General features: G+C 62.3%; 17 protein-coding genes, 4 pseudogenes and 1 riboswitch. Of the genes and pseudogenes, 8 read left to right on the forward strand and 13 right to left on the reverse strand.

Going from position 1 to position 26,277, the window contains the following annotated elements; all coding sequences use genetic code 11:
* Positions 1-37 precede the first annotated feature (37 nt).
* From C2L66_RS21550 to C2L66_RS21565, 4 genes and pseudogenes are all read right to left on the reverse strand, one after another.
* Positions 38-253 (reverse strand): annotated as a pseudogene (locus C2L66_RS21550) (DUF2252 family protein); the annotation flags it as partial.
* A 108-nt stretch (positions 254-361) separates the two neighbouring features.
* Positions 362-574 (reverse strand): annotated as a pseudogene (locus tag C2L66_RS21555) (GSU2403 family nucleotidyltransferase fold protein); the annotation flags it as partial.
* A 21-nt stretch (positions 575-595) separates the two neighbouring features.
* Positions 596-1,438, reverse strand: a complete 843-nt coding sequence (locus C2L66_RS21560; protein WP_233445023.1) for an ATP-grasp fold amidoligase family protein — start codon at positions 1,436-1,438, stop codon at positions 596-598.
* Between the two features lie 158 nt (positions 1,439-1,596).
* A complete protein-coding gene (locus C2L66_RS21565; RefSeq protein ID WP_060603091.1) occupies positions 1,597-2,934 on the reverse strand; it encodes a tyrosinase family protein in 1,338 nt (445 codons plus the stop codon).
* Between the two features lie 427 nt (positions 2,935-3,361).
* On the opposite strand from C2L66_RS21565, the pseudogene C2L66_RS21570 reads away from it, so the two are divergent.
* Positions 3,362-3,637: pseudogene (locus tag C2L66_RS21570) on the forward strand (hypothetical protein); the annotation flags it as partial.
* A 58-nt stretch (positions 3,638-3,695) separates the two neighbouring features.
* A pseudogene (locus C2L66_RS41455) lies at positions 3,696-3,825 on the forward strand (transposase); the annotation flags it as partial.
* 415 nt (positions 3,826-4,240) lie between these two features.
* Here the strand turns inward: C2L66_RS41455 and C2L66_RS21580 are convergent.
* Positions 4,241-4,720: a hypothetical protein gene (locus C2L66_RS21580; RefSeq protein ID WP_054934667.1), complete on the reverse strand. Its 480-nt coding sequence runs from the start codon at positions 4,718-4,720 to the stop codon at positions 4,241-4,243.
* A 662-nt stretch (positions 4,721-5,382) separates the two neighbouring features.
* Between C2L66_RS21580 and C2L66_RS21585 the strand changes: the two genes are divergently transcribed.
* Both C2L66_RS21585 and C2L66_RS21590 read left to right on the forward strand, forming a co-directional pair.
* Positions 5,383-11,421 (forward strand): HAMP domain-containing protein, encoded by a 6,039-nt coding sequence (locus C2L66_RS21585; RefSeq protein ID WP_176056894.1) that lies wholly within the window; start codon positions 5,383-5,385, stop codon positions 11,419-11,421.
* A 9-nt stretch (positions 11,422-11,430) separates the two neighbouring features.
* Positions 11,431-13,578: a response regulator gene (locus C2L66_RS21590; protein ID WP_060603082.1), complete on the forward strand. Its 2,148-nt coding sequence runs from the start codon at positions 11,431-11,433 to the stop codon at positions 13,576-13,578.
* 438 nt (positions 13,579-14,016) lie between these two features.
* Here C2L66_RS21590 and C2L66_RS40740 read toward each other — a convergent pair whose 3' ends face one another.
* The gene (locus C2L66_RS40740) at positions 14,017-14,190 is read right to left on the reverse strand and encodes a hypothetical protein (RefSeq protein WP_158512163.1); all 174 of its coding nucleotides are present in this window, start codon (positions 14,188-14,190) and stop codon (positions 14,017-14,019) included.
* A gap of 12 nt (positions 14,191-14,202) precedes the next feature.
* Positions 14,203-15,084 carry an NmrA family NAD(P)-binding protein gene (locus C2L66_RS21595; protein WP_060603079.1) on the reverse strand — a complete coding sequence of 294 codons (882 nt, stop codon included), beginning with the start codon at positions 15,082-15,084 and terminating at the stop codon, positions 14,203-14,205.
* A gap of 191 nt (positions 15,085-15,275) precedes the next feature.
* Here C2L66_RS21595 and C2L66_RS21600 point away from each other — a divergent pair, with 191 nt between their 5' ends.
* Entirely contained in the window at positions 15,276-16,163 is an 888-nt protein-coding gene (locus tag C2L66_RS21600) for an AraC family transcriptional regulator (protein ID WP_060606784.1), read from the forward strand.
* A 35-nt stretch (positions 16,164-16,198) separates the two neighbouring features.
* Here the strand turns inward: C2L66_RS21600 and C2L66_RS21605 are convergent, their stop codons facing one another.
* Complete coding sequence (locus C2L66_RS21605) at positions 16,199-18,682, reverse strand: GcvT family protein (RefSeq protein WP_060603076.1); 2,484 nt, start codon at positions 18,680-18,682, stop codon at positions 16,199-16,201.
* A 209-nt stretch (positions 18,683-18,891) separates the two neighbouring features.
* On the opposite strand from C2L66_RS21605, the gene C2L66_RS21610 reads away from it, so the two are divergent.
* Positions 18,892-19,686 carry a DeoR/GlpR family DNA-binding transcription regulator gene (locus tag C2L66_RS21610; protein ID WP_060603073.1) on the forward strand — a complete coding sequence of 265 codons (795 nt, stop codon included), beginning with the start codon at positions 18,892-18,894 and terminating at the stop codon, positions 19,684-19,686.
* 831 nt (positions 19,687-20,517) lie between these two features.
* The gene (locus C2L66_RS21615) at positions 20,518-21,204 is read left to right on the forward strand and encodes a response regulator transcription factor (RefSeq protein WP_060603070.1); all 687 of its coding nucleotides are present in this window, start codon (positions 20,518-20,520) and stop codon (positions 21,202-21,204) included.
* Between the two features lie 42 nt (positions 21,205-21,246).
* Here the strand turns inward: C2L66_RS21615 and bluB are convergent, their stop codons facing one another.
* The 5 genes from bluB to cobA are packed head-to-tail and all read right to left on the reverse strand — an operon-like array spanning position 21,247 to position 24,986.
* Positions 21,247-21,942, reverse strand: a complete 696-nt coding sequence (gene bluB, locus C2L66_RS21620; RefSeq protein WP_060603067.1) for a 5,6-dimethylbenzimidazole synthase — start codon at positions 21,940-21,942, stop codon at positions 21,247-21,249.
* On the reverse strand, positions 21,926-23,230 hold the full coding sequence (locus C2L66_RS21625) for a cobyrinate a,c-diamide synthase (RefSeq protein WP_060603064.1): 1,305 nt from the start codon (positions 23,228-23,230) through the stop codon (positions 21,926-21,928). Before C2L66_RS21625 ends, bluB begins: the two co-directional genes overlap by 17 nt.
* Before the next feature lie 3 nt (positions 23,231-23,233).
* Complete coding sequence (gene cobO / locus C2L66_RS21630) at positions 23,234-23,836, reverse strand: cob(I)yrinic acid a,c-diamide adenosyltransferase (protein WP_060603061.1); 603 nt, start codon at positions 23,834-23,836, stop codon at positions 23,234-23,236.
* Complete coding sequence (locus tag C2L66_RS21635) at positions 23,833-24,252, reverse strand: cobalamin biosynthesis protein (protein WP_060603058.1); 420 nt, start codon at positions 24,250-24,252, stop codon at positions 23,833-23,835. The genes cobO and C2L66_RS21635 overlap by 4 nt, the downstream gene beginning before the upstream one ends.
* Positions 24,249-24,986, reverse strand: a complete 738-nt coding sequence (gene cobA, locus C2L66_RS21640) for a uroporphyrinogen-III C-methyltransferase (RefSeq protein WP_060603055.1) — start codon at positions 24,984-24,986, stop codon at positions 24,249-24,251. Before cobA ends, C2L66_RS21635 begins: the two co-directional genes overlap by 4 nt.
* A 147-nt stretch (positions 24,987-25,133) precedes the next feature.
* Positions 25,134-25,408, reverse strand: a riboswitch (cobalamin riboswitch).
* Between the two features lie 284 nt (positions 25,409-25,692).
* Between cobA and C2L66_RS21645 the strand changes: the two genes are divergently transcribed.
* On the forward strand, positions 25,693-26,274 hold the full coding sequence (locus C2L66_RS21645; protein WP_054934678.1) for a hypothetical protein: 582 nt from the start codon (positions 25,693-25,695) through the stop codon (positions 26,272-26,274).
* The last annotated feature ends 3 nt before the right edge of the window (positions 26,275-26,277 follow it).

The raw sequence follows: 26,277 nt of genomic DNA on the forward strand, positions 1-26,277 counted from the left end.
GAGACACTGACGAATCCCGCGCACATTCGGATACTCGTTCCGTGAGTCCTTCCGCGTCAAGCTTCAGGTCTTCGAGCATGAGTTCGCGGATCACGACAGCGGAGCCGTCCAGCCGCGCCGCAACCATCCGGTTACCGAGCATCGGCGACAGATGTCGCGCGCCTTCCAGAACGCGCTTCGCGTTGTCTGGTGGCATGCTCGCGTCGTCCTGTCGAGGCGCCTCAGAACCAACGGCTTCCTTGATGTCGACGACCGGCGCGACGGCACGCTTGACGCGATTGCGCGCACTGGTTGGGAACGCTTCGCACGCCTCCTCAATACTGCCCGGATGATGCTCACCTAGAAAGCCGATGACAAGGGCAGCCTGCTGCAGATCCTCGATGGACTTCGTGCTGTCGTTCGTGCGTAACTGGGAGACGAGCAGCTTGTACGCGGCAAACCGGTTGGCGTCAGGCACGCGTACCGGCACTGCACCGTGGCGCGAGAGCAGCACGCCGTTCTGCGAAGTTCCAAGGACGTAGCCGAGGTATGGGAGGCCGACGGCATGCGCTTTAAGTTCGGGTACTGGGCGGATCGTAAAATTCTCGTACTGAGCTCATGAACATGCGTCCATGAGTTCGCCCCACGCGAAATCGACCTGATCGGGAAACATCGGTACGACCCCCGCGCCAGGTGTGAAAGTCAGTTCGCCAAAAAACAGCGCATTGTCCGGGGCATAGAGATCGACGCGCACGTAATCGAAATCCCGCGAGAGTTTGTCCGCTGCTACAAGGATCTCGGACAGGTTGGGCGGCGGCGGTTCGGGTGTCGCGCTGCGCGCATAGTCTCCAATCGTGACGTCGAGATAATTCCAGTCGACGTCATACACGTTGCCACGCGGAAACGGGCCGAAGCGGTCGGAGATCTGCACGATGTACATCACGGGACGCATGCCCTTGCGTCGGAAGACATGCACCTTGTAATCGGCGGGCACCTGGCCCGACCTGTCGAGCAGCAGTTTTTCGAAGAACAGTCTCGGCTGGATTTCCTTGTAATGGCGCTCGCGCGACACATGGTAGAACTCCGTTGTCAGCCAGCGGTCTGCGAGACCCGCCAGATGTTCGTACGTCACCTCCGATTTGTCGCGCACGATTTCGACGAACGTGCTGCCGTGATTTGCCTTCATGACGAACGATTGCGGCAGGGAGTTGAAAACCTCGCGAGTGAATTCGCCTGGAACCGCAATCAGCGGGATAAGATAAGACTCGCCGAGCGTGCGCGCGACGTAATCGCGCACAGCGATCTTGTCGGTCAAGGCGGCATAGCGCGGATCGGGCTTAAGGCTCCGCATGAGAATATGTTCGTTGAACGTGCGCGGCCGTCGAAGGTTGGGGTAGCGGCCCACGAGTTTCCGATGCAATAGCGAGAGAAATAGCAGATCGGGCAATAACGTCTTCATCTGCTCTTTCAGGCGCCAGGCCGCACGGTTCGCTATTCCATCGACAGCGCTAGGTGTTTCGGCTCCTCCCGACCGCATCGCGTCGGCGCGCGGATAAGCGAGAACATCGCTCGAATGTCGTAGCCTACGGGACATTGGTGTGGCCTCCATAATCTCCATCAATACGGTGCGTCCGTAGGCGCGCGGCTGCGCGCAGGAGACACAATGTAAGCCGGTTCAGTGGACAGCTCGACGCGGATCTCGCCGACGCTGATCACGGCCCCTTGGGGCGCATTCGGCCCGTTGACCCGTTCGAGCGTCACGTAGTAGTCGCGCGACGCGCCATTTCCCGACTTCAGCAACGAAGCCGTGGCGGGATAGTCGAGCATGACCATGCCGTGATGCGATGCCCCGGCGATTTCGAACGCGCCGAACGTGCCTAGAAGGTTTTGCTGGCGCGCCGTATCGGTGTCGAACCTGTCGGGCAGATTCAGATAGACGTTGTAGTAATAGCCGCCCGCCGCGCCCGCTTGCGTCAACGAGATGTCGTCGAACACGATCCGCACCGAACGGTATCGTCCGGCTGCTGCTCCGTTGACAGACGCAGCCGAGGAGCGATCGCCGTGTTCAGCGGCCGCGAGCGGCGCGGCTGTGGCGGATAGCAGCTGCTGAACAGGCGCCGTCGATGCGGCCTCGCCGGTGACGCGCGCCGTCGTCGACTGTTCGCGCAGCGTGACGCCTTTCACGCCGCCGATCGAGCGCACGCCCGTGTCGATGTTGCGAGCAGCCGTGGCGGGGAAGGAGCCGGTTGCCGGGCGACTGCGCGAAAGGCCAATGCTTGCCTGCACGCGAATGATGCGCCCCACCTGTGCCTGCGGCGGCATGGTCGTCGGACGCGACGCTCTGTCGTAGTCGTAACCCAGACGGGTACGTGCCGAGTAGGTCTGCTCCTTGAGGATCGTCAGGCCGCTTGCGTAAGTGAACGTGCCCGCCCAGTACGGATCGCTTGGCACGGGCATCGTTCGACCGTCGGGGAGCGCCCATGCATGCCACAGACGGTCGACGTTCGCGTGATGCAGATAAAAGATCGGATCGCGAGGCGACTGCATTGTGGCCATCGCATTGCCAATGATGTTGTGCACCGGGTTGTGCGGCGCCGTCTCGAACTTTTCTTCGAACGAGTTGACGGTGCCGCGCTGGAAATTCACGGTACTGGATGCCCAGGGTGAAAGATCGAGCGCGCTATAGACATTGGTGTTCAGGCGAGGACAGTAAAGCGGATTGCCACTCGCCTGATCCGTGAATTCGGCGGGCACATGTGGATTCGTGAACCAGTCCCAATACGGCAGAGTAAAGCCCACATCGCCCGAAACGAGCCTTATCTGGCGCTCGAGGTAATACAGATAACCGCGATGCCACGCGAGAAAGTACGGCTGCTTGTGCGGACAATAATTGGCGTGAACGTTAGTCCAGTATTGCCAGGAATTCGGGTCCGCCGCGTTCGTATTCGCCTGCATGGTCCGGACTGCGTTGAGAAACGGCGCGTAATGCGGTGTCGTTACGAATGTCTGCCATTCGACACGAATCAGGTTAGTCGTGGTGGCAGCGCGTGCGTAAAAGGGTAATGTAGCCCACGTAATGGCCGATGCAGCCCCGCCTAGAAACGCTCTCCGATTGATTCGATACGACATGATTCCTCCACTTGTTCGGGGCGCTAATGCGTACGCTCGGTGATGCGTACATGGAAACGATGTTTCCCGGCGCCTTTGTTTTGGTGCTTGAGGCAGGTATCGCAACTGAGATCGAAAGAACGAATTACGTGCAAGCGGATTCAGACAAGAACCTTTCGACGTCATGCTACTAGACGAATGCCGAATGCTTAATCTTTTTACTTCGTCAATTGGCGACAGCCTGGCTGAAAAAGCTGACGAGGTCGGTACATCGCGCATTGACTATCAAGGTGACGCCTATCTGCGAACCCTGCTATTTCAGGGCGCACGCTCCGCGGTCCTGACGGCGCACCGACGCAACGACCGGCTATCGCGCTGGATCGTCCAGTTGCAGGCACGCGTGGGCTATAGCAAGACACTGGTCGCCGTGGCCAACATGCACGCACGCATCCTTTAGCCGGTGTTCGCTAGGGGCGAACGATTCGATCCGTCCCGGCCGCTGTTCCGTGTTCCTGTTGGTCTCCTCCGAACTGGCAATGCAGGAGCTTAACGAATGACCCACTAAACCACGGCTTGCAAAAACGGGGAGGTCCTTATAGAGGGGTAAGACTGGAAGCCCGTCGATTCCGATTGTGGCGATGCGGCGCATTTACTTCATGGAGTGGTTTTGGTCTGTCAGATCCGGCGTTGCAAGAGGCGCTTTATGACGTGCCGCTATATCGTGATCTTGCGGGGCTGGACGATGACGTGCCGATGCGCGTCGACCAGGCTCACGGGGCAACTGACAAAACCGATCGACTGGGCCACGCGTGCAATGTGTGCATCACTCACTGACAGTCAGCTGCCGCAGGGCACTAATTCGTTCCGTTCGGAATCTGCTTTGACGCCGCAAGGCAAACTCGCCGATACCCGTGCAAGCCGGAAATGCCGCTTTGATTTCATCGTGATGGTGGTGAAGGCGTGATCGCGAATCGGAGCGCAGCTTCACGTCGCCATGGCGCACGTGTCCGGTGGCGACGGCCGCTCGAGACGAATACGCGGATGTGCGCTTCCGAGAAAAAAAGGGCGAGAATCGAGGCTCGCCCTCAGAGATCACGGGGTCACCGTACGTGGAGCGTGCGACCCGCTGCCGGTCATTAATGCAACGCCGGGTTTACTGCGTTTTCGCGGCATCGACCTTGGCGTCGGCGGCCTTTTTGTTTGCGTCGCCTTGAGCCTCGACCTTCTTCTTGTCGGCCTTCGCTTGGGCCACATTTGCATCCTGGGCGGCTTCGTGTTTCTTCTTGTCAGCCTTGGCCTGCGCGTCGTGCTTCTTCTTGTCGGCCCGGGCCTGCGCCTTCATGGCGTCTCCGCGCGCGTCAGACGCTTCCTTCGGTGTTGTTGCCTTTTCCATCTTCGCGGCCTTTTTGTCAGCGTCGGCTTGAGCAGAGGCCTTGTCCTCGTTCGCCGTCGCCTGAGCCTTGTCGGCGTCGCTCTGGGCCTCAGCCTTCTTCTTGTTGGCGGTAGCCTGTGCTTCGCTCTTCTCGCTGTTTGCCTTCATTTGTGCCTTGCCGGCGTCCGAGGGCGCGGGGGTCTGTGCGAATGCCGTGGTAACGAGTAGGACGGATGCGAGTGCTGCGACGATCTTCTTCATGGTTTTCTCCCTTGGAAGTGCACTGCGCTGGACAGTGCTGGCTGTATAAACGTCCATTGAGTCGCTAACGTTGACTCTTATCTCGTGACAAACGGTAAGCAGACGAGACGAAATGCAACGCCAAAGTGCGACCAAGGTCCGCCATAGCATCGCCTCGTGCCAGCTGAACAATTCCGACGGCAATGGAAGCAAGACCGCCCAGAACCAGAAGCTGCAAGGCAACCATCGAGCCGCCTGTCGTGTGGTATCGACGATTTGCGTTCCGTTCAGCACGCACGACCGTTCTTGAGATCAAGCCACCTTCGCGCGCTACCACTCGGCACATGCAGGGTTTCATCAGCATGGCTATAGAGAAGTAAAACGTACACATCCATCGCGCTACGCGGCAAAACATACCGAGGCCTGCGCTCTGTTGGGTCGTCCCAATGTTCCACAGTAGATGCACCGATTCTCTTTCTGGCGGTTGTCGGGCACAGTCGATTGCTGGCAGATAAGCTCACGTCATTTTTTGCAGTGCATGATCCCATCGCAGTACCGCAATCTGCGACTGCCCACATGATGGTTGCCCGGCCAACAAATAGAAGAAGCACAAAAAAAAGCTGGGTCATGCAGGCAGAACTCCAACAAGCAAAAACCTCTTATTTGTGACGGATGAGGCAGATATGGAAACTTCCGCAGTCGAGCTACCGCATCAGTCCAACGATCGATTTGTCCAGGTGGCTGCTGCGCTTCGCGCGCTGCGGCGTGGCGACATGTCCTGTCGTTTGCCGGATGCGTGGGAGGGCGAGGCGGGCAAGGTTGCGTCAGAGTTCAACATGTTGGCCGCTGTCACGGGCCGCATTTCGCACGAGGTCGCGCAGGTGTCGCGAGGCGCTTCGGGCAATAGCGCGATGCCGACGGAATTCGCCGTTAGCGGCGAAGCGCTGGCGGGTGCCTGGCTCGACAACGTGGGGCATATCAACGCACTCGTCGAAACAGTCAGGACGGGACACGACTGCACGAAGACGATACTGTCGGCGTTGATCGCGCTGCAGAAAGGGCAACCCGCGACACTTCCGCTGGACTGGACGGGCGTACATGGGAAGCTCGCGCAAGTATTCAACGAGGTGGTCGAGCAGAACCTGCGGATGTCCGAGGAACTGGGAAGACTTAGCCGCGTGGTCGGCAAGGAAGGCCGTCTGAAGGAGCGCGCGGCGCTGCCCTACGCAAGGGGTTTCTGGAGCGAGTCTATAGACGCGGTCAACTCGCTGATAGCCGATCTGGTTCATCCGACCAGCGAGGTGGCGCGCGTGATCGGCGCGGTTGCGCAAGGCGACCTGTCGAAGAGCATGGCGCTCGAAGCGGAAGGCAGAGCATTGCAGGGCGAGTTTCTGCGCACCGCGAAGACGATCAACACAATGGTGGACCAGCTCGGCACGTTCGCCGTCGAAGTCACGCGTGTCGCCCGCGAAGTCGGCACGGAGGGCAAGCTCGGCGGCCAGGCCGATGTGCAGGGTGTCGCGGGCACATGGAAGGACCTGACCGACTCGGTCAACTCGATGGCAGGCAATCTGACCAGCCAGGTCCGCAACATCGCCGAGGTGACGAAGGCCGTCGCGGCCGGTGATCTGTCGAAGAAGATCACGGTGGACGTGAAGGGTGAGATTCTCGAACTGAAGAACACCATCAACACGATGGTCGACCAGTTGCGCTCGTTCGCGTCCGAAGTGACACGCGTCGCGCGTGAAGTCGGCACGGAGGGCAAGCTCGGCGGGCAGGCGGACGTGCGGGGCGTCGCGGGCACATGGAAGGATCTGACCGACAACGTGAACTTCATGGCAGGCAATCTGACGAGCCAGGTGCGCAACATTGCCGAAGTGACGAAGGCCGTGGCAGCGGGCGACCTGTCGAAGAAGATCACCGTCGATGTGAAGGGCGAAATTCTCGAACTGAAGAACACCATCAACACGATGGTCGACCAGTTGCGCTCGTTCGCATCGGAAGTGACACGCGTCGCACGTGAAGTCGGCACGGAAGGCAAGCTCGGCGGCCAGGCCGATGTGCAGGGCGTTGCGGGTACGTGGAAAGACCTGACCGACTCGGTGAACTCGATGGGCAGTAACCTGACGGGGCAGGTGCGCAACATCGCGGACGTGACGACGGCCGTTGCAGCGGGCGATCTGTCGAAGAAGATCACTGTCGATGTGAAGGGCGAAATCCTTGAACTGAAGAACACCATCAACACCATGGTCGACCAGTTACGCTCGTTCGCATCGGAAGTGACGCGCGTCGCGCGCGAAGTCGGCACGGAAGGGAAACTCGGTGGACAGGCCGATGTGCAGGGCGTCGCGGGTACATGGAAAGACCTGACCGACTCGGTGAACTCGATGGGCAGCAATCTGACCGCACAGGTGCGCAATATCGCAGAAGTCACGACAGCCGTGGCGGCAGGCGACCTGTCCAAGAAGATCACCGTAGACGTCAAGGGAGAAATTCTCGAGCTGAAGAACACGATCAATACGATGGTGGATCAGCTCAGCTCGTTCGCGTCAGAAGTGACGCGCGTTGCTCGCGAAGTGGGCACGGAAGGCAAGCTCGGCGGGCAGGCCGACGTGCAGGGCGTCGCGGGCACATGGAAGGATCTGACCGACTCGGTCAATTCCATGGGCAGCAATCTCACCGCCCAGGTCCGCAACATCGCGGACGTCACGACGGCGGTTGCGGCTGGCGACCTGTCGAAGAAGATCACGGTGGACGTGAAGGGCGAAATCCTTGAACTGAAGAACACCATCAACACCATGGTCGATCAGTTGCGGTCGTTCGCATCGGAAGTGACGCGCGTCGCGCGCGAAGTGGGCACGGAGGGCAAGCTCGGCGGGCAGGCAGATGTGCAGGGCGTCGCGGGTACGTGGAAGGATCTGACTGACAACGTGAACTTCATGGCGGGCAATCTGACGAGCCAGGTGCGCAACATCGCCGACGTGACGAAAGCGGTGGCGGCGGGCGACCTGTCCAAGAAGATCACTGTGGACGTGAAAGGCGAAATTCTCGAACTGAAGAACACGATCAACACGATGGTCGATCAGCTTGGTTCATTCGCTTCAGAAGTGACACGCGTTGCGCGTGAAGTAGGCACAGAGGGCAAGCTCGGCGGGCAGGCCGATGTGCAGGGCGTCGCAGGTACGTGGAAGGATCTGACTGACAACGTGAACTTCATGGCGGGCAATCTGACGAGCCAGGTACGCAACATCGCGGACGTGACGAAAGCCGTGGCGGCGGGCGACCTGTCGAAGAAGATCACGGTCGACGTGAAGGGCGAGATTCTCGAACTGAAGAACACGATCAACACGATGGTCGATCAGTTGCGCTCGTTCGCGTCTGAAGTAACGCGTGTGGCGCGCGAGGTGGGCACGGAGGGCAAGCTTGGAGGACAAGCCTATGTGCAGGGCGTTGCCGGTACATGGAAGGATCTGACCGACAACGTGAACTTCATGGCGGGCAACCTGACCGGCCAGGTGCGCGGCATCGCAAAGGTGGTGACGGCCGTCGCGAACGGCGACCTCGCGCGCAAGCTGACCGTCGAGGCAAAGGGCGAAATCGCGGCCCTCGCCGACACCATCAACAGCATGACGGATACGCTTGCGACCTTCGCCGACCAGGTGACGACCGTGGCGCGCGAAGTGGGCGTCGAGGGCAAGCTGGGCGGTCAGGCGAAAGTACCCGGGGCATCGGGCACGTGGAAAGGGCTCACCGAGAACGTGAACCAGCTCGCGGCAAATCTGACTACCCAGGTGCGCGCAATTGCGGAGGTCGCGACCGCGGTCACGCAGGGCGACCTCACGCGTTCGATCACTGTCGAAGCGCTCGGCGAGGTCGCGGCGCTGAAGGATACGATCAACGAGATGATCCGTAACCTGAAGGACACGACACAGGTGAACACTGAGCAGGACTGGCTGAAGACGAACCTCGCGAAGTTTAGCCGCATGCTGCAAGGGCAGAAGGATCTGGTTGCTGTCGGCCAGCTGATCCTTTCCGAGCTTGCACCCGTGGTCGGAGTTCAACAGGCGGAGTTCTTCGTGCTCGATTCGACGGCCGACTCGGCGTCGCTGCGGCTGAGAGCAAGCTACGCTTCGAGCGGTCATCCTTCGCACGGCAAGCGTGTGCAACCCGGCGAAGGATTGATCGGGCAATGTGCGGTGGAGCGGCGCAAGATCCTGCTCGAGCCAACGAAGGACGACGGCTTTCACATCACGTCTGGCCTCATCAGAGTCGTGCCGCACAATGTGCTCGTGCTGCCGATCGTCTTTGAAGGGCAGGTCAAGGGCGTCATTGAGCTTGCGTCAACGGAGCGCTTTAATCCGACGCACCTCGCGTTCCTTGACCAGTTGACCGAAAGTATCGGCATTGTGATCAATACGATCGAAGCGAATACGCGCACGGAAGACCTGCTCAAGCAGTCGCAGTCGCTTGCGCATGAGCTGCAAAGCCGCCAGGAAGAGCTGCAACAGACCAATCAGGAATTGCAGGAAAAAGCGCGACTTCTCGCCCACCAGAATCAGGAAGTGGAGCGCAAGAACGAGGAAGTCGAGCAGGCGCGCCAGGCGCTGGAAGAGAAGGCCAAACAGCTTGCGTTGACGTCGAAGTACAAGTCGGAGTTTCTGGCGAACATGTCGCACGAGCTGCGCACGCCGCTCAACAGCTTGCTGATTCTGTCGGACCAGTTATGCAAGAATCCCGAAGGCAACCTGTCGCAGAAGCAGATCGAGTTCTCGCGCACGATCCATTCGTCCGGCAACGAACTGCTGATGCTGATCAACGACATTCTCGACCTGTCGAAGATTGAGTCAGGCACCGTCGCAATGGATTTCGCCGAGCATCGGCTTGCCGATCTCACGTCGTATGTGGAGCGCACATTCCGGCATGTAGCCGAGGCGCGCAGCGTGGAGTTCGCGATTCACGTTGGCAAGCGTCTGCCACCATCGATTCGTTCCGACATCAAGCGATTGCAGCAGATTCTGAAGAACCTGTTGTCGAATGCATTCAAGTTTACGCTCCGGGGGCATGTGACGTTGTCAATCGAAGAAGTGTTCGGCGGATGGACCGTCGATAACGAAAGCCTCAACCGCGCGCAGGACGTGATTGCGTTCTCGGTGTCTGATACGGGCATCGGCATTCCGGTCGACAAGCAGCAGATCATCTTCGAGGCGTTCCAGCAGGCTGACGGCAGCACTAGCCGTAAATACGGCGGTACAGGCCTGGGGCTCGCGATCAGCCGTGAACTGTCGAAGCTGCTGGGCGGCGAGATACGTCTTGTCAGCTCGCCGAACAAAGGAAGCACATTCACACTGTATCTGCCGCTGTTGGGCGAGATGGGCCGTGTCGCCCGCAAGACGGTTGCGATGACCGACGGCGATACCGCTGTCCCGCCGGTGGCAGGCAGTGTGCCGATCAGCGAGGCCGACGCGCTCGCCGCGCACGAGTTCGTCGATTTGGTGATGAGCGACACACGTGAATTGCAGGCCGCGCCGGAAGACGACCGCCTCGCTATCATGCCGGGCGAGCGTGTGCTGCTGATCGTCGAGAACGATCTCGCATTCGCGCATTTCCTGCTCGATGCGGCGCGCGAGCGGGGCTTCAAGGGGCTTGTCACGCCACTCGGCGCGTCCGCGCTGACGCTCGCCAACCAGTTCAAACCCGATGTGATCACGCTAGATCTGTTCCTGCCGGGCATGGACGGTTGGCGCGTTCTCGCGAGGCTCAAGCACGACCTCGCGACGCGTCATCTGCCCGTCTGCGTGATCTCGACCGACGAATCACGCGAGCGGGCGCTGCAATCGGGTGCATTCGCGTTTCTCGGGAAACCGATTCAATCACGAGAAATATTGGACGATGCGCTCGTCGCGCTAGCACACTACGTCGACGGGACACCGCGCAAGCTCGTAGTGGCGCTGCCCGAGTCGGCCGCACGCGAGCAGTTCATCGCGTTCATCGCGAGCGAGCGTCTCGCGCCCGTGCTGGTGTCATCGCCCGAGCAACTGTTGACCACGCTGACCGACGACAGTCCATATGCGATCGTGCTCGACGCGCAGCTGTTTGCCTCATGCTCGCACGAGATCGAAGAGATTCTGGCGAACCGCAAGCGGCTCGCTCCAGTTCAAGTGATCGTCTATGCGCCAGGCGATGATTCGAACGTGGCGGCGCATACGGCTGAGCATTTCACACTTCATATCGCTTCCGACGTGAACCGTCTTCTGGACGCGACGATCGCGTCGCTGCACATCGACTGGCAATGGCTGGCCGATCCTGCGCGCGAGGCGATCGACAGCCTGCGTGGACGAAGCGCCGCTCTGTCAGGACGCAAGGCGTTGATCGTCGATGACGACATGCGCAATATCTTCGCGCTCGCAACGGTGCTCGAGGACCACGGTATGCGCCATGTGTGGGCGGACAACGGCAGGGACGCAATCCGGCTGGTCGAAGCGGACGGCGAAATCGACATCGTGCTGATGGACATCATGATGCCGGAGATGGATGGTCTCGCGACGATGCGGGAAATCCGCAAGCGTCCCGTCGGACGCACATTGCCGATCATCGCTGTGACGGCCAAAGCGATGAAGGGTGATCGCGAACGCTGCATCGAGGCAGGCGCGTGGGACTATCTGTCGAAGCCTGTGAACCGCGAGGGCCTGCTCGCGGTGCTTTACGCGTGGTTGCACCGCTAGGAGACCGCGATGGGGCCTGTGTCTGCAATCGCGCAGCAGCCAGTCAACATCCTGGTCGTGGACGATTTGCCTGCGCAGCAGGTCGTGATGCGGACAATTCTCGAAGAACTCGGCGAGAACGTGATCGGTGTCTGCTCGGGGCGCGATGCGCTGAAGGCGGTGCTGGAACGCGACTTCGCCGTCATCCTGCTTGACGTCAACATGCCGGGGATGGACGGTCTGGAGACGGCATCATTGCTGCGGACCTATCGGCGCACAGCCAGCACGCCGATCATCTTCGTCACCGCGTATGTCGACGATCATGAGATGAAACACGGCTATTCACTCGGCGCAGTCGACTATATCTCAGCGCCCGTCGTGCCAGAGATCTTGCGCTCGAAGGTCAGGGTGTTCGTCGAAATGCATCGGATGCATCGCGAGCTGTTGCTGCGAGCAGCGGAACGTGAGGCGTTTGTGCGCGCCGAAGCGGACAGGGCGGTGGCGGTGAGGGCGCGCCAGCGCGCCGATTTTCTGGCCAATGCGAGTCATGTGCTAACGCGATCGCTTGAAGTCGATATGACATTGCAGCGCATCGTCGAGCTGGCGTCAGCAGGCATGGCGGACATCGCTTTCGTTGCGGCGAGAGGTATCGGGGACGCAGCGGGCGGGTTCGGCACCCGATCGGCGAGACGCGATCAGCAGCCTGCTCCTGATCTCGCATCATTCTGCGCCGGGACACTCGCGAACGCTTTCCCCGAAGTCGATGGCTTCGTACAACGGCTGCTCAATGAAGAGACTGCAGACAGCGAGATCGCTGCCATCGAATTCGTTACCCAGCGTGCGCCAGAAGGTGCGACTGCGGAAGGAATCACGCGCGTGAGCGCGTTCCCGTTGCTGACAGGCCGACAGCGCGGTGTGATCGTACTGTGTTCTTTCGATGGCGCGTTGCCGGTTGAGCAGGCGACGCTTGCCCAGGAATTCGCGGGCCGCGCCGCGATTGCACTAGAAAACGCGGTGCTGTTCTCCACAATCATCGAAGGCGATCGCCGAAAGAACGAGTTTCTCGCGATGTTGGCGCACGAACTGCGCAATCCGCTTGCACCGATTGCGAATGCCGTCGCGGTGATGGGCAGCGCAAAAGAGGGCGACCGGGACGTGCTGCGCTGGGCATGCGAAATCATCGGAACTCAGGTAGAACATATGGTACGTATCGTTGAGGATCTGCTCGACGTGTCGCGTATCGCAAGAGGAACGGTCGCGCTTCGCACGGCGCCCGTGTCGTTGTCGGTCGTGATCGGGCGCGCAGTGGAGACGAGCCGTCCTCATTTCATTCGTCGCTCCCAAACTCTGGTGTGCGATGAAGGCGCTGTCGACACCGTGGTCGAAGGCGACGTCGTGCGGCTTGCACAGATCGTGTCGAACCTGCTGAACAACGCGTCGAAGTTCACACCACAAGGCGGACATATTTCGCTATCGACGCGATTTGTCGACGGTGTTGCGTCGATCACGGTTGCAGACGACGGACTTGGGATCGATGCCGCGTTTCTACCGCATGTGTTCGATCTGTTCGCTCAGGCCGATGCGTCGTTGCATCGCTCGCTCGGCGGGCTTGGGATCGGTCTGACGCTGGTCCGGCATCTGACGCAACTGCACGGTGGCTCGGTCGAATGCCACAGCTCAGGGCTTGGAAAGGGTGCCGAGTTTGTCGTGCGCTTGCCAGGAACGACGGCTGAGCGCACGTCGCCCGCGCTCGCTCCCGTGGTGCATCTAAACCGCAGGCTGGCGACGCGGGTGCTCGTTGTCGACGACCTCGTCGCCTCCGCGGAGAGTCTCGAAGCGCTGCTCACAATACACGGCTATGTCGTCAAGTGCGCATATGACGGCAAGTCTGCATTGCGGCTGGCCGAGTCGATGACACCTGATGTCGTCGTACTCGATATCGGCCTGCCCGATATGACGGGCTACGAACTCGCGCGCTCATTGCGTGAGACGAGTGCATGCGCACAATCAATGTTGATCGCGCTGAGCGGCTACGGGCACGACGAGCATATCCGTCGCGCCATGGACGCAGGTATCGATCACTACCTCGTCAAGCCTGCGGATCTTTCCGTGCTGCTGAACCTGATAACGACGGCGAGTCCAGAAGTCGATGGTGACGGAATGGCGGCCGCCAAGTAAGAACGTACACGCGGTACATCGCGCGCGCGAGGCTTGGTAAGCATTGCTGTCTGCACCCCGTGCATCTCGTTCTCGAGATCTGCGGTGGCGTCCGCTTGGTGATTCGTGTCGTTTAGCAGCGTAATCGCTGATCCGGGGTCGATCTTGTAGCCTTACTCGCGGAGTACGCCCGGAAAGTCAGTCAGGAAGACAGCCCGACGCAGAGGCGTCGCCGGGGTTTTCGCTTCCGTGGTTGTTCAAAAGCGACACTGATTTACGAAAGAGTTACGATGTAATTCCGGCGTAGGCTTTGGCGTAGGTTTGCAGCCGAAATACCGCTATGAAAGGCTGCGTCACTACTTCGAGGAAAACGAATAACTTCTGTTGCCTGGACTTGCCGGGCAATGTGAGCAACGTGCAATGGCCTCGCGACAACGCGAGGCCATTTGCTTTACGGCGTCAGAAGATCATGGAGTCGTCATTGCTGTCCGGGATCGCGCTCAGCAGTTGCTCCAGCCGGTGCCAGCCGAGTCGCGCGGCAAGGGTCGTCACGAGCTTGTACAGCATGCCCGCCAGGTCTGAAGGGCGCGCGTGACGATGTTCGATCGCGCGTATGAAAGAGCAGCACTGCATGCCATGCTCCTCTCATGCGTTGATCGTCGACACGAGCGCTGCAATAACGTCGCGTAATTCAGTCGTGCCGAAGCGCCGCTCAGTGCCCGCTTCGGCATCGATGCGCCCCGAGTTCTGCGCGTCGTACAGATCGACGATCAGCTTTGCGTGATTCGCATCGAGGCCCGCGCGCAGCAGCGTCGCCGTCCATTGGTCGCGCGGCAGCGCGTGCGCAACGATGTCGCGTCCACCTGCCTCGCCGAGCGCGCGTGCGACATCGTTGGCGTCGTAACGGCGCGGACCTTCCACGCTCACGACTCGAACGCCTTCTTCATTCAACCCGTCGCTCAGCAATTTCGCGGCGACGCTGCCGACGTCGCGCGCGGACACTGTCGGAAAGGGCCTGTCGAGCGGATGATGCAGGCTCGGCAGCTGGCCCGTTGCGAGCGCGACAGGCACCACGCGCGCCCAGTTCTGCATGTGTTCCGCCGAACGCAGCAGCGTGAGGCGCGGCGCAGCCTCCGTGAGCGCTGCTTCGAGGTGATGAAACAGCAGCGTGATGCCCGTGCCTGCATCGAGCTCGGCGCCATAGTCGGACAGCGCAACGACATGCAGATGCGGATGCGCGCGCAGCGCACGCGCGGCCGTCTCGATCATGCGATGCATCGCTCCCGCTGGATCGGGATCACGGTGCGGCAGTGGACAGAGCATCTGTACGGCCTGCGCACCGTCGAGCGCGCGGTGAATCGACGCCTCGTCGTTCAGGTCGCCGGTGACGACTTCGCAGCCGATGCGCGTCAGCGTTTCGCCTTGCGCCGGATTTCGCACGACGGCGCGCACGGCGTGCCCCTCGTGTCTGAGCGCTGCCGCCGTCGACTGTCCCACTTTGCCCGTTGCGCCAAAAATCACATGCATCGTCTGTCTCCGCTGGTTTCATGGGAACCGAGCGTACGCGGCGGCGCATCGGGAATCGCGCATGGAAGGATGACGGGCAGCAGATCCGGATGACGATCCGCGCGCGCAGCCGTGCCCCGGAGCAACGGCCAGCACGCAAGCGCAAAACGCAGCACAATGCGGCAATCGGACGATGGAACGAGGTGCAAGCGATGAATGCAGTCCACCCTGCGTTGGTGCCGCACTCCGGCGCGCGCGCGAGCCTGCTGTCGAGCGCGTCGCTCGGCTGGTCGGGTTTCGGCGCGGAAATGCTCGGAATCGCGGCGGGCGCGCATCGCATTCCGGCGATCGAGCATCATCGCGTCGGCGTGCATGTCGGCGCGCCCGTGAGAGCGGTCTGCCGATGCAACGGCCAGCGCGCGTCGCGCATCCAGGCGCACGGCGATGCCGACGTGATTCCAGCGGGCCTCGACGGCGAATGGTCGGACGACGGCAACTGCACGATCCTGCGCATCTGGTTCGCCGAAGACTTCGCGCGCCATACGTTCGATCAGCTCGGCCTGCGCGCTGCCGATGCGCAGATTCGCCCGCAGTTCCAGTTGCGCGACGCGCGCTTCCAGCATCTGGCGTGGGCGATGCGCGCGGAACTGGAAGCCGAGGACGCATCCGATCCGCTCTACGCCGAAAGCCTGTGCACCGCGATGATCGTGCGGCTCGCGGGCGCTTCGATATCATCCGACGACAAACGACGCACGCTGTCGGCGCGCGCGGCGGCGCGCGTGATCGACTATATCGAGGCGCATCTCGACGAACGCCTGACACTGAGCGAACTGGCCGCGCTCGTCGAGTTGAGCGTGCCGCATTTCAAGGTGCTGTTTCGCGAGACGATGGGCGTGCCCGTGCATCGGCATGTCGTGCAGCGGCGTGTCGAGCGCGCGAAGGTGTTGTTGCTGCAAGGGCGATTGAGCACGAGCCAGGTCGCGCTCGAAGTCGGCTTCTCGCATCAGAGCCACATGGCGCACTGGATGAAGCGGCTGCTCGGCGTGACGCCGCGCGACATCGCGCGCAACGATGCGCTGCGGCTGTTCGTTACGCGCTAACATGCGCGTAGTGCGCGTTGTGCGCGTTGTGTGCTTCAGCTTTTGATACGGGCGGAAGCGGGATCGTAGGGCGCTTTCAGATGCAGCGTCGCGGGCAGCCATTCTCCGGCGACGTCGATCTGATAGCGGCCGTTCGTGAGCCAGGCGGCGTCGAGCGCGGCGCCGTCGTCGCGCTTCACATAGCCCATCGCGACGGGACAGCCGAGCGTATGCCCGAACGCCGCCGAACTCACGAAGCCGACCGCCTTGCCGTCACGCAGGATCGCTTCGCCGCCCCACAGCATGCGGTCGCTCGCGCCCTGCGCGGTGAACACGACGAGGCGTCGCTGTAGCGGTTCGTCGCGCAGCCTCACGAGCGCATCGCGGCCAATGAACGGCATGTCCTTGTCGAGCTTGCAAGCGAACGCGAGGCCCGCTTCGAACGGATTCGTATCCGGCGACAGCTCGCGTCCCCACGCACGATAACCTTTCTCGATCCGCAGCGACTCGAGCGCATAATACCCCGCGTTTTTAAGGCCAAAACGCTTGCCCGCCGCGTGCAGCGTTTCGTACACGCCGACCGCGAACTCGACGGGCACATACAGTTCCCAGCCCAGCTCGCCGACATATGAGAGGCGTGTCGCACGCACGGTTGCGTAGCCGATATCCACCTCGCGGCTCTGCCCGAACGCGAATCCCTCGTTGCTCCAGTCGGCCTTCGACACACTCGCGAGCAGATCGCGTGCACGCGGCCCCATCACGGCGAGCACCGCATACTGGCTCGTCACGTCGACGAGCATGCAATGGCTATCGGGCGGAATGTGTTTGTCTAGCGTGTCGAAATCGCGCGTGGTTTGCGCGGAGCCCGTGACGAGCAGGTATTGATCGTCGGTGAGGCGCGTGAGCGTGAAGTCCGACTCGTAGCCGCCGCGCTCGTTGAGCATGCCCGTATAGACCGTGGTGCCCGGCGGCACGGCCACATCGTTCGCGACGATCCGTTGCAGCACGGCTTGCGCGTCGCGTCCCTTGACGAGAAACTTGGAGAAGGACGTCATATCGAACAGCGCGACGCCTTCGCGGCACGCGCGATGTTCTTCGCCGCTCCACGTCTGCCAGTTCTGCTGGCCGAACGCATAGTCGATGCGTGCCTCGTCCTTTGACGGCGCGAAGAAATTCGGCCGTTCCCAACCCATCTTGCTGCCGAAGCACGCGCCTTCGTCGCGCAGCAGCGCATAGAGCGGCGAGCGGCGGAAGGGCCGCGCGCTATCGAGTTCGCGGTTCGGCCAGGGCATCGCGTAGTGCAGGCCGAGCGTTTCCTTCACCCGGTCGTGCAGCCAGGTATCGTTGCCGTTGAAGCGCGCGAAGCGGCGGATGTCCACCGGCCACAGGTCCATCGTCGGCTCGCCCGCGACGATCCACTCGGCGAGCGCCATGCCCGCGCCGCCCGCCGACGCAATGCCCATCGAGTTGAAGCCCGCGCCGACATAGAAGTTGCGCAGTTCGGGTGCTTCGCCCAGCATGAAGTTGTTGTCGGGCGTGAACGATTCGGGCCCGTTGTAGAACTGGCGCACCTGGGCTGTCTCCAGCGCAGGCACGCGTTGCAGCGCGTTTTCCATCAGGATCTGAAATTGATCCCAGTCGTCGGGCAATAGCTGGAACTCGAAATTGTCGGGGATGCCGTTCATGCCCCATGGTTTCGCGTCAGGTTCGAAGCCGCCCATCACGAGTCCGCCCACTTCTTCCTTGAAATAGATGTAGCCGTCGGGGTCGCGCATCACGGGCAGATCGGGATGCACGCCTGCTATGCGTTCCGTGACGATGTAGTAGTGCTCGGCCGAATGCAGCGGCACCGTGACGCCGCACAGACGGCCGACGGTTTTGGCCCATTGCCCCGCGCAATTGACCACGATCTGCGCGTCGATCGCGCCTTCGTTGCCGTCCTCGTCGCGCCATGCGACACCGCTGGCTTCGCGGCCCTTCGACGCAGCCCGCGTGTGGATCGCGGTAACGCGCGTGTTCTCGACGATGCGCGCGCCGCGCTGACGGGCGCCGCGTGCAAGCGCCTGCGTGAGATCGGTCGGATTCGCCTTGCCGTCGCCGGGCAGCCAGACTGCGCCGTGCAGGTCGTCGGTGCGCATGGGCGGCCACAGTTCGCCGGCTTCCTTCGGTCCGATCACCTCGCAACTCACGCCATAAGCACGCGCGACGGCGGCTGTGCGTTTGAGTTGCGTCATCCGTTCGGCCGTGCGCGCGACCGACAGCGAGCCGCATTGCTTCCAGCCTGTCGCCAGGCCCGTGTCGGCCTCGAGTTCGGCGTAGAGCGCCGTCGAATAGCGGATCAGCTTCGTCATGCTCTCCTGCGCGCGCAACTGGCCGACGAGACCGGCCGCATGCCATGTCGTCCCGCACGACAGCTGTCCCTGTTCGAGCAGCACGACATCCGTCCACCCCAGCTTCGTGAGGTGATACGCGACCGAACATCCGATGATGCCGCCGCCGATGACGACGACGCGCGCCTGCGTCGGAAGGTGGGTTGACATGAGGAGGCTCGCGGAAAGTTGTGGAAATGATTGGAAATATGTGGGAACGCGTTGCTGCGTACTTTGCCGCAAAAGTGCTTGAAATGCAACGTTGCCCGACAACTATGAGGCGGCGGACAGTGGGGGCGCATGTGGGATTGCGTGGATTCGTGTTGGAGCCGGGCGGGCAGGTTTGCTAGACTGGCGCCAATTTCCAGACCCCGTCCACGATGTTCGCCACTCACCGACAGAACGAGATCCTGCGGCTGGTCCGCGCGCAACAAACCTGCACGATCACCGATCTGGCCAACACCTTCGCGGTATCCGACGAAACGATCCGCCGCGATCTCAAGCCGCTCGTGGCCGAGGGGCTGCTTGTCAAGGTGCATGGCGGCATCATGCTGCCGGCGCAACTGGACGAGCCGCCGTTCCGGCGCCGCATGGTGGAGCAGCGCGACGCCAAGCGTGCGATCGCCGCGCGCGTCGCGCAACTGGTTCGCGACGGCGATTCGCTGATGCTCGACGGCGGCACGACCTGCGTGCATATCGCGCAGGCGCTCGAGGCGCACGCGCGTCTCACGGTCGTGACCAATTCGGCCGAGGTCGCGCGCCTGCTTGCGCCGCGCAACGAGAACCGCGTGATGATGGCGGGCGGCGAGCTGCGCGCGGACGATGCGTCCGCCGTTGGCGAGAGCGCGCTTGCGTTCTTCCGGCAATTCCATGTGCGCCACGCGATCGTATCGGTGACGGCCATCGACGCCAAAGGGCGCTTCATGGACGCCCAGCCCGCCGACGCCGAGCTCGCGCGCGCGGCGTTCTCGCAAGCCGAGCGCCGCATCGTCGCTGTCGATCACACGAAGTTCGGCCATAACGCGCTCGTGCATGTGTTCGGCGCGGACGGCCTCGACATCCTGGTCACGGATGCGGCGCCGCCATCGGGACTGTCCAGGGTGCTGACGGGCGCTGGCGTCGATGTGATCTGCGCGTTGCCCGCTGCGGACGACACGAATGAGGAAGTCGTCTGATCGCGCGTTAAAGATTTGCGCCGCGCGTCGTCTATCGTGCATGGGTGTATCGATATGCGGGCCTCACGAGGTTGCGCCGGGCCCTAAAGTGCAGTGCGGCAAAAGCCGCTAACCGAATTGAGTGCAGTGCTTTCGACCGCGAATTGCCCATATGGCACCGATAAGTCCGTTATCGGTATCATCGGTCCGATTTAACGAAATGACTGTGTCGCCACATAAAAATGGCAAGATTAATTGACTGATTCAATTCGTTCTAATAATCTTCACCCCGATTTAAATCGAATGCGTCAGCGGTGACGCACGAATTGTTAAATCGCACGAATATTGGCACGAAATTTTATTCCAATGTGTGGAATCGGACACACAAAACGGACGTTTGTGATGTAGCGCCTCGTGTATCGGCAGCGTGATCTGTCGATCAGCTTTCAGTCGTAGCCAGATCATTTCCAGCCGCAAAAAAGAAGTGCCACGTACGTCCCCCAGGCGCGTGCCGTCATGTTCTTGCAGCATGGCGCGCGACACGCTCCGGCGGACGATGCGGGCAGTAAAACGCAAGAAAAAAATTCCGCTTGTACTGCGCGGTCAAAAGAAGTGGGTTGTGCGCCTGTTTAATTGTGGTTGTTCCATTGTCGCAATGAGGCGTGCAGGCATTAAGGCAATATCGGGCTATCGAGGCGTTGTCTGGCAATCTGAACCAATTTGCCGGCATTCGGTGTAGGGCGTGAAGAACAGAGCGTATGTGGATTTCAAATGTCATATTCGCGAGTCGTCATCCCTTCATCGGCGATTACCCGGTCGGACGGAAACAACGAATTAGCGTTGCGGGGTTTTATGAGAATTGCAGTTCTGGAGGAGACTCAGGCGCAAGCCGACTTTGTGTGCAGGACCTTGTCGGCGGCGGGACACACATGTCATGCATTCGACGACGGCCGGGCACTCGTCGGACAGTTGCGCAGCCAGCCATTCGATCTGCTCGTGCTGGATCGCCATACGCCGGGATTGTCGGGCGACGAGGTGCTGCACTGGATCCGGCAGAATCTCACGGAGCGTTTGCCCGTGCTGTTCATGACCCGCGCGAGCGATGGCGTGCATCGCGACATCGACGCTGACGATCATCTGGTCAAGCCGGTGAGCGCGGCGGCGCTGCTCGCGCGCGTCGGCATGCTGTTGCGCGGCGCGTTTCATCGCGAGCCCATGGCGGAGAAAGAAGTGTTCGGCGAATACGAATTCGAGCCGGGCGCGAAGCGCGTGCATGTGCGCGGCAATGCCGTCACGCTGACGCACAAGGAGTTCGAGCTCGCGCTATTGCTGTTCAAGCATCTGAGCCGGCCGCTGTCGCGCTCGCACATCCTCGACGCCATCTGGAAGCAGGCCGCGACCATTCCTTCGCGCACGATGGACACGCACGTATCGATGCTGCGCTCGAAGCTCGGTCTGCGGCCCGAGAACGGATATCGTCTGATGCCGATTTACGGCTACGGCTACCGGCTGGAACGCATCGAGAAGGGCGAGGCCTGAGCAGGCCTCGAAACCGCCGTTTAAAACGGCTTCAAACGCGCGCTAGACCCTCTGACCGGCGCCGCCTTCCGGCTGCGCTTCCTTGCACGCGGAAGGCTCCTCGGGCCACCTGTTGTCGAACACGCACGCGCCCAGCGGCTTGCGTGCCGCCCAGCCCTCGGTTTCGAGCATCGGCTCCGGATAGAAACGCTCAACATGCCCAAGGCACAGCAGCGCGACGGGCCGCGCGCCCGGCGGCATGCCGAGCAGCGCGCCCACTTCACCGGCGTCGAACAGCGACACCCAGCCCATGCCGAGGCCTTCGGCGCGCGCGGCGAGCCACATGTTCTGGATCGCGCACGCAACCGACGCGAGGTCCATCTCCGGCAGTGTGCGCCGTCCGAAGACGTGTTTCTCGCGGCCGTCCATCAGCGCCATCACCAGCAGCTCGCCGCACTCGAGCATGCCTTCCACCTTGAGCTTCATGAACTCGTCGCGCCGCTTGCCGAGCGCGTCCGCCGTCAGCAGCCTTTCGCGCTCGACGGCGTCATGCAGTTGCGCGCGCAGCGCGGGATCGGTGATGCGCCCGATCCGCCACGGCTGCATGTAGCCGACGCTCGGCGCATGATGCGCGGCGTCGATGAGACGCGCGAGCACGGCGGGATCGACGGGCGCAGGCACGAAGTGGCGCATGTCGCGCCGTTCGTAGATCGCGCGGTAGACGGCGGCGCGTTCGGCGTCGTCAAAAGGCTCGGCCATGGAAGAGAGCAGCCGCGAAGGCTGGATTGGACGGCCAGTAGCCGTGCATGTAAGTGGCGACGATCGAACCCCGGCGATAGACCGCTTCGCCGGGTGCGTCGGACTGGGCGCGCGTCGCATGGCCGACAGGGGCGAGCGGCGTGCTCACGCGCGAATAGTGGAACGTGTGACCCGTCAGCATGCCGTGCACGCCGTCGTCCATCTGCTGCATGCCGAGCGCCGTGAAGCGCGTCTGCATGGCCGCGCTGCCCGGCAGCAGGCCGAGCATCGGCGTGGCGACGCCTTGCGTGTCGGTGACGCTGTCGAGCAGATAAAGCATGCCGCCGCATTCCGCGACGACGGGACGGTTCGCCTCCGCATGTGCGCGGATCGATGCCGCAGCGCGCGCGTTGGCCGCAAGCGCGCTGGCGTGCAGTTCGGGATAGCCGCCGGGCAGATAGAGCGCGCTCGCATCGGCGGGAGCGGTTTCGTCGGCAAGCGGCGAGAAATAGGTGAGACGCGCGCCGAGCGCTTCGAGTAGCTGCACATTCGCCGGGTAGATGAACGAAAACGCGGCGTCGCGCGCAATCGCGATGTGCATGCCGGCGAGCAGTCGCGGCAAGGGCGCGTTGCCGGCGTCGTCTTCGAACGTGACGGCAGGCGGCAACTGCGCGAGCGCGGTCGACGCAAGTGCATCCGCCGCGCGATCGAGGCGCGCATCGAGGTCGTCGATCTCCCCGGCCTGCAGCAGGCCGAGATGACGATCGGGCAATCCGATCGCCTCGGTGCTCGACAGATGGCCGAGCATGGTCAGGTCGGACGGCAACGCTTCTTCGAGCATCTGCGCGTGACGCGCCGAGCCGACCCGGTTCGCGAACACGCCATGAAACGGCACGTCATCACGAAAGCGCGCGAGACCGAAGGCGATCGCGCCGAACGTCTGCGCCATTGCTTTTGCCGAGATCACGGCGGCAACGGGCACCCTGAACTTCGCGGCGAGGTCGGCGCTGCTCGGCGTGCCGTCGAACAGGCCCATCACGCCTTCGATCAGAATCAGATCGGCTTCGCGTGCGGCCTGCGCGAGCAGCGCACGGCACGCGCGTTCGCCGACCATCCACAGGTCGAGCGACAAAACGGGCGCGCCGCTCGCGTGCGCGAGGATCATCGGGTCGAGGAAATCCGGGCCCGTCTTGAACACGCGCACTTCACGCCCCATCCGCCGGTGATGCCGCGCAAGCGCGGCCGTCACCGTCGTCTTGCCCTGGCCCGACGCCGGCGCGCTGATGAAGAGAGCGGGGCACGCGGGCATCGTTCAGAACTCCACGCCGCGTTGCGCTTTCACATGCTGCTCGCGGTACGGATGCTTGACGAGGCGCATCTCGGTGACGAGATCGGCGGCGTCGACCAGCGCGTCGGGCGCGTGGCGGCCCGTGATGACGACATGCAGCATCTGCGGCCGCGCGTTCACTACGTCGAGCACTTCTTCGAGCGGAAGATATTCGTACTTCAGCACGGTATTCAGCTCGTCGAGAATCACCATCTGGTATTCGCCGCTTTCGATCATGCGGCGTGCCTCGTTCCAGCCCTTGCGCGCCGTCGCCATGTCGGCTTCGCGGTCCTGCGTGTTCCAGGTATAGCCGTCGCCCATCGTGACGAAATCGCAATTCGCCTGCGCGCCGAGAAAATCGCGCTCGGATGTATGCAGCGCGCCCTTGATGAACTGCACGACGCCGAGTTTCATGCCGTGGCCGAGCACGCGCACGGCCATGCCGAAGGCCGCCGTCGATTTGCCCTTGCCCGTGCCCGTGTTGACGATCAGCAGCCCCTTCTCGACGTTGGCCTGCGCCTGCTTCTTTTCGTGGCCTTCGCGGCGGCGCTGCGTCATGCGTGCATGCGATTCGGGATCGGTCTTCATCGATGTTCCTTGATTCTGGTTGTGTCGGTGGAATGAGGGTGTGCGGCAGCGCACGCGATGGCGACAGTCACGCCGTCGCTGGTCTGTTTGCGCACGAGCAGTTCGCCGCCTGGCGCGGCGAGCAGCGCGCACGGCTCGCAAACGCCGTCGACGCCGAGATGCGCGCGCACATGCGGCGATGGGGCGACCGGTGCATCGAGCGCGGCGATGGCCGCGCGCGTGAAGGTTTGCAACGGCAGCGCGTGCCGTGCGCAGAATGCGATGAGTCCGGGCTCGCCGGCTTTCGTATCGACGGAAGCAACCGCTGTCAGCGCCGCGAACGGCAGCGTGCCGCCAAGCGCGTCGCGCACGGCGGCTTCGATCTGTTCGGCCGATACGCCGCGCCGGCAACCGATGCCCGCGATCAGCGCCTTCATGGCTTGAGCACGGCATCGACGGGCGCCGCGAGCGACGCGACGCCGCCGATCACGACGATCGACGGTGAACCGAGCTGCGCCTGCGCGACGCGCTGCACGAACTCGCTCAACGTCGCGCGGACATGGCGTTGCTCGGGGCGCGTCGCCGATTCGATGGCGGCGCAGGGCGTGTCGGGCGGCATGCCGGCGCGCAGCAGCGCGTCGACGATCTCGTTGAGCCGCCGCATGCCCATGTAGATGACGAGCGTCATGTGGGTGGCGGCGAGCGCGCGCCAGTCCGCCTCGTGCTCGCCCGCGCCGTGGCCGGTGACGAAGATCACGCCCTGCGCGTGGTCGCGATGCGTGACGGGAATGCCGACGGCAGCGGGCGCGGCGATGCCCGCCGTGATTCCGCTGATGATTTCGACGTGAATCCCTGCGGCCTGCAGCGCCTGTTGCTCTTCGCCGCCGCGGCCGAACACGAATGGGTCGCCGCCCTTGAGCCGCGCGACGCTGCGGCCCGCGCGCAGATGATCGAGCATCATCGCGACGATTTCGGATTGGGGTGTGGATTGCTGTCCGCCGCGCTTGCCGACATGGACGATCTGCGCGTCGTCGCGCGCGAACTGCAGGACCTCGGGATTGACGAGATCGTCGACCAGCACGACGTCGGCCAGCGCGAGCGTGCGCGCGGCTTTGAGCGTCAGCAGTTCGACGTCGCCGGGGCCGGCGCCGATCAGCCAGGCGCGGCTCATGGCGAGGAGGGCGCCGCTGCACGGGCAGGCGCTTGAATGTGACAGGTCATGCGATGTTGCTTGTGACGCGCGACGGCTGCTCGAGCCGGTGCCGCGCGTGGGCGCTGGTATCCGTTTCCCGCGGTTCCAGCGAATGGCGATGAGATTCTCGCCCCCTTGCAACTGGCCGGTATCCGGGCTGGCGGCTCATCGCGTTCGCCTTCCCACCTGCGGATGGCAGGCAGTGGCCTTGAACGCACTGCGCGAAACATGCTTCATTCCGCTCGCCGCGTGACCGTTGCGGGGACAGCACAGGCTTGGCGGCTTCATGTTTCGCGTGGTTCGCCCGTGTTGCGGCCGCGATGTGAAGGCGCTTCCCTGTTTCCCGTTTAACCCCGCCGGCCTTCGAGCCAGCGCGGGGCACCAGATGCGCCGATACGATAGCACACACGCCCTGCCGGCGGGCGGCGCGGGACCGTGCGACGGGCTCGCCCGACGACGATTCTCACCGTGTTCCAAGAAGTTCGAAAACTGTTTTCAAGTGTTGTCGGTAGTAAATCCTAAGGGTGGTCATTTATAGTGACCGGAAGTGGAATGACCGTTTTTCCGGTATCAAATATCGGATACCTAATTAAATTTCACGCCAATCCGGATTGGCGGTGCCGGGCACCGCTTTTGACTGCATCTGCCGTCGAACCGGCAGATTAACTTTAGGGAGAAAATCAACATGAAAATAACAGCGATTGCGTCGGTATTGCTGGCGGCCATGCTCACGGCGACCTCAGTGCAAGCCGCAGACTCGCTCGCACGGGACGCGGATAAGCTCGTGGAAGCGGCGCCGCCCGTGCACCTGAAGGCGCGCATCATCGCCATCGACGCAGGCGCCCGCGCAGTCACGCTGAAGGGCGAGGACGGCATCGAGGTCACGATGCTGGTGGACGGCAAGATGCCCGGGTTCGACAAGCTGCGCGTAGGTGACAAGGTCGACGTGCTGTACAAGAATGCACTGCTCGTCCAGGCCGAAAAGGTCGACCCCGCCGGCAAGGGCATCCGTGAGCGTGTCGATGCGCAGGTGACGGTGCGCGGCTCGGACGGCCGGGACTCGCTGCATCAGGTCGAAACGCTGTCCACCGTGCAGAAGATCGACCCGGCGAAACGCCTGCTCACACTGCGCGGTGTCTACGAGACGCAGGTCATCAAGGTCACGCCGGATTTCGACCTCAAGGATCTGCACGTCGGCGACACGATCCACGCGGTTTTCGTGTCGGCGACGGCTATCGAAGTCACGCCGCAAGCTACTGCGCACTAATTT

This window comes from Paraburkholderia caribensis (assembly GCF_002902945.1).
In the GTDB taxonomy this organism is placed as follows: domain Bacteria; phylum Pseudomonadota; class Gammaproteobacteria; order Burkholderiales; family Burkholderiaceae; genus Paraburkholderia; species Paraburkholderia caribensis.

What these genes read in the sequence shown, in the direction of transcription:
- C2L66_RS21560 (WP_233445023.1), bottom strand. Translation starts at nt 1,438, where the DNA reads ATGAAGACGTTATTGCCCGATCTGCTATTTCTCTCGCTATTGCATCGG.
- C2L66_RS21565 (WP_060603091.1), bottom strand. Translation starts at nt 2,934, where the DNA reads ATGCAGGCGAATACGAACGCGGCGGACCCGAATTCCTGGCAATACTGG.
- C2L66_RS21580 (WP_054934667.1), bottom strand. Translation starts at nt 4,720, where the DNA reads ATGAAGAAGATCGTCGCAGCACTCGCATCCGTCCTACTCGTTACCACG.
- C2L66_RS21585 (WP_176056894.1), top strand. Translation starts at nt 5,383, where the DNA reads ATGGAAACTTCCGCAGTCGAGCTACCGCATCAGTCCAACGATCGATTT.
- C2L66_RS21590 (WP_060603082.1), top strand. Translation starts at nt 11,431, where the DNA reads ATGGGGCCTGTGTCTGCAATCGCGCAGCAGCCAGTCAACATCCTGGTC.
- C2L66_RS40740 (WP_158512163.1), bottom strand. Translation starts at nt 14,190, where the DNA reads ATGCAGTGCTGCTCTTTCATACGCGCGATCGAACATCGTCACGCGCGC.
- C2L66_RS21595 (WP_060603079.1), bottom strand. Translation starts at nt 15,084, where the DNA reads ATGCATGTGATTTTTGGCGCAACGGGCAAAGTGGGACAGTCGACGGCG.
- C2L66_RS21600 (WP_060606784.1), top strand. Translation starts at nt 15,276, where the DNA reads ATGAATGCAGTCCACCCTGCGTTGGTGCCGCACTCCGGCGCGCGCGCG.
- C2L66_RS21605 (WP_060603076.1), bottom strand. Translation starts at nt 18,682, where the DNA reads ATGTCAACCCACCTTCCGACGCAGGCGCGCGTCGTCGTCATCGGCGGC.
- C2L66_RS21610 (WP_060603073.1), top strand. Translation starts at nt 18,892, where the DNA reads ATGTTCGCCACTCACCGACAGAACGAGATCCTGCGGCTGGTCCGCGCG.
- C2L66_RS21615 (WP_060603070.1), top strand. Translation starts at nt 20,518, where the DNA reads ATGAGAATTGCAGTTCTGGAGGAGACTCAGGCGCAAGCCGACTTTGTG.
- bluB (WP_060603067.1), bottom strand. Translation starts at nt 21,942, where the DNA reads ATGGCCGAGCCTTTTGACGACGCCGAACGCGCCGCCGTCTACCGCGCG.
- C2L66_RS21625 (WP_060603064.1), bottom strand. Translation starts at nt 23,230, where the DNA reads ATGCCCGCGTGCCCCGCTCTCTTCATCAGCGCGCCGGCGTCGGGCCAG.
- cobO (WP_060603061.1), bottom strand. Translation starts at nt 23,836, where the DNA reads ATGAAGACCGATCCCGAATCGCATGCACGCATGACGCAGCGCCGCCGC.
- C2L66_RS21635 (WP_060603058.1), bottom strand. Translation starts at nt 24,252, where the DNA reads ATGAAGGCGCTGATCGCGGGCATCGGTTGCCGGCGCGGCGTATCGGCC.
- cobA (WP_060603055.1), bottom strand. Translation starts at nt 24,986, where the DNA reads ATGAGCCGCGCCTGGCTGATCGGCGCCGGCCCCGGCGACGTCGAACTG.
- C2L66_RS21645 (WP_054934678.1), top strand. Translation starts at nt 25,693, where the DNA reads ATGAAAATAACAGCGATTGCGTCGGTATTGCTGGCGGCCATGCTCACG.